A 2,399-nucleotide genomic window follows, 5' to 3' on the forward strand; every position below is an offset into this window, starting at 1 on the left:
GCTGTTGCCAGATGGCTGAAACGTATTTGGCCTGGTGGCGAGCATCGGCAAGGGCGTTATGCTGATCGCCTTCGAACGGGATTTCATAGCGCGGATTAATACCAACCGCTTTGCCCATTTCGACGATGGTGCGTACGTCCCGATCATTCCGGAACGTCCAGACGGCGGGTATACCGGTGCGTTTATAAGCGCTGCGCAGCAGGACGTTATCGTATGTCGCCCCATTACCCCATACCTGAACGCTGGCCGGTCCATTTACCGCGTTTTCGCAGATAAAATCGTTTAGCTGAAGCAGGGCGTCATCAAAAGGAATGGCGTCATCAACCAGAATCGCAGAGCGAGCCTCTGCGGACTGCTTCAGCCACCAGAGAATGGTATCTGCATCCGGGCGACCACCGAAGGCCATGGAGGACTCGAGGCTAATGACTTTGTAAAATTCGCTGCCCATCCTGCCGGTTTCAGGATTGAAAAACACGGCCCCAATTGAAACTATCGGTGCGTCCGGGTTTGTACCGAATGCTTCCAGGTCAATCATGAGGTGAGTGAACAACTGCGTTTCGTCAACTTCTTTATGGTGAACAGTATCGTTATTCAGGGCATCTGTTATGGCTGTTATCCAGCAGAGTAAGCTTTCAGCTTCAGGTGCTTTCAGTCTGGATTTAATAAAATATACACAGGTGTTCATTGCGTTCGGGCTCCGTCAGGTTGTAAGATACCCGGCAGCTGATGATTGCCGCTTCGGGTAGTGGTCATTGGTCAAAACTCGATTCCGGAAAGCTCTGGTCGGCTGACCGGCGTACTGACCCGCCTTGCGCGGGTTTTTACGTTAAAGAGGGTCGCGTCCGTATCCCTGATTGTCCTCTATGGCGTCAACGAGGATATTTTTAGCCTCACCGTCCGGGAGAAATTTCAGAGCCTGTTTTATCGCCGTTCCTAAAGCAGCCGCAGCATCTCCATGCTCACTCGCACGTCGTTCTGCTTCCTCCGCCTGCTCTTCAACTGCGTCCATTTCAAATTTATGTTCCTGCCAGATTTCCCCCATAACATCATCTTCAATTTCTTCACGAAGGGCTTCCTTCACTTCATACACCGACAAAACCCCGATTAACTGCTCAGCCGGAGCGGTACTGAAGCGCAGGGCCAGTTCATTTGCTGACATAGTTCCTCCGGAAAAAGAGCCCGCCACGACGCGGGCAAAAGAACATATTTCCAGTTTAACCAGAACAGGTCTTCGTCTCCTGTCTGGTTATGATGGCGACATTGCCATCACAATGCCCCGCGCACAGGGCATCAGGCTGGCGCTGCCATTGGTCAAAACTCGATATTTAATGGACTGAGGGCTGTTTGTCGGCAGTCGGGTCACCCTTCTGTGCCAGGATGTAACAGAGCCTGCGAAGCATCACCTCAAAGAGGTTCAGGCGAACAGCCTGGTTTGCTGCTGGTTTACGTGCGAAATCAATCATCCCGTATTCTCCTGTTTTGCCCTTATCGCCAGGCTGGCGGAACGGTTACTGCCTGCTGCGCATTTCAATTTGTCATCTCATCCGGTGTTTCGTATGCCGCCGGCAGCTACTTCGTGGGCTTCCTGCCTGGATGACGCGTTACTGTATTGTGTAGCCAGGAGCTTCACATGTTGTGAATTGTTTGTCAATACGAAATGTGAATCTTGAATTGTGTGGATAGTGTTTTTTTTCTTTAGACATAAAAAAACCGGCGCCAGGCCGGTTGACAGAAGATGGGGGGAAGTTAAGACGGAGTGTATCTTCCTCTAAGATACTTCTCTACGTAGTCATCAATTTCTTTGAGTCTAAGCTCGAAAGTGTCAATCATCCGATCCCGCTCTGACTCAGGCAGTTGGTCAAACAAGGATAAGACTCTTTTTTGTTTATCCGTTAGCCATTGAGATGGATCGCCTTGTTCACCAAAGAGAATAACGACAGGGGATGTCCCAAGCGCTTTAGCAAGGCTTACTGCATCGTCAACGCCAACATTTCTGGTGCCGTACTCATAGTTTGCAATACGCGATGCTCCGGACCAGCCACATAATTTTGCAAGCTGCCCCTGGCTCAATCCTTTCTCGGTTCTTAGCGCCTTTATGCGCTCTCCGATTTCTTCAGCAAGTATTTTCATATCACCACTTTATCACAAAGAGTGAATATTTGTGATTCACGTTTTGCGTTGACATTAACTTCACAATGTGTGAATGTTGATTTACACAACAGGAGATTCCCATGAACCATATTTCGTACTTCCGGAAAAAAGCCAATATTTCACAACAAGCTCTGGCAAGAGAGGCCGGCTGGAACCAGCCGCGATTAGCCAATTACGAAAGATCCTTGCGGGTTCCCAGTCTGGATGATTCCCGTCATATCGTATCTGCACTTAATTCACTTGGGGTG

Annotated in this window: 3 protein-coding genes and 2 pseudogenes; 1 reads left to right on the forward strand and 4 read right to left on the reverse strand. The window is 49.5% G+C overall.

Going from position 1 to position 2,399, the window contains the following annotated elements; translation table 11 throughout:
- The 4 genes and pseudogenes from VGM55_RS01545 to VGM55_RS01560 all read right to left on the reverse strand — a co-directional run.
- Positions 1–604: pseudogene (locus VGM55_RS01545) on the reverse strand (3'-5' exonuclease); the annotation flags it as partial.
- A gap of 222 nt (positions 605–826) precedes the next feature.
- Positions 827–1,159, reverse strand: a complete 333-nt coding sequence (locus tag VGM55_RS01550) for a hypothetical protein (RefSeq protein WP_331634357.1) — start codon at positions 1,157–1,159, stop codon at positions 827–829.
- Between the two features lie 166 nt (positions 1,160–1,325).
- Positions 1,326–1,463 (reverse strand): annotated as a pseudogene (locus tag VGM55_RS01555) (hypothetical protein); the annotation flags it as partial.
- Between the two features lie 283 nt (positions 1,464–1,746).
- The gene (locus VGM55_RS01560) at positions 1,747–2,130 is read right to left on the reverse strand and encodes a helix-turn-helix domain-containing protein (RefSeq protein WP_331634358.1); all 384 of its coding nucleotides are present in this window, start codon (positions 2,128–2,130) and stop codon (positions 1,747–1,749) included.
- A gap of 101 nt (positions 2,131–2,231) precedes the next feature.
- On the opposite strand from VGM55_RS01560, the gene VGM55_RS01565 reads away from it, so the two are divergent.
- Positions 2,232–2,399 (forward strand): helix-turn-helix transcriptional regulator (locus VGM55_RS01565; protein ID WP_331634359.1); only part of this gene is annotated, 168 nt, incomplete at its 3' end.

Source organism: Cedecea sp. (assembly GCF_036500665.1).
In the GTDB taxonomy this organism is placed as follows: Bacteria; Pseudomonadota; Gammaproteobacteria; order Enterobacterales; family Enterobacteriaceae; genus Cedecea.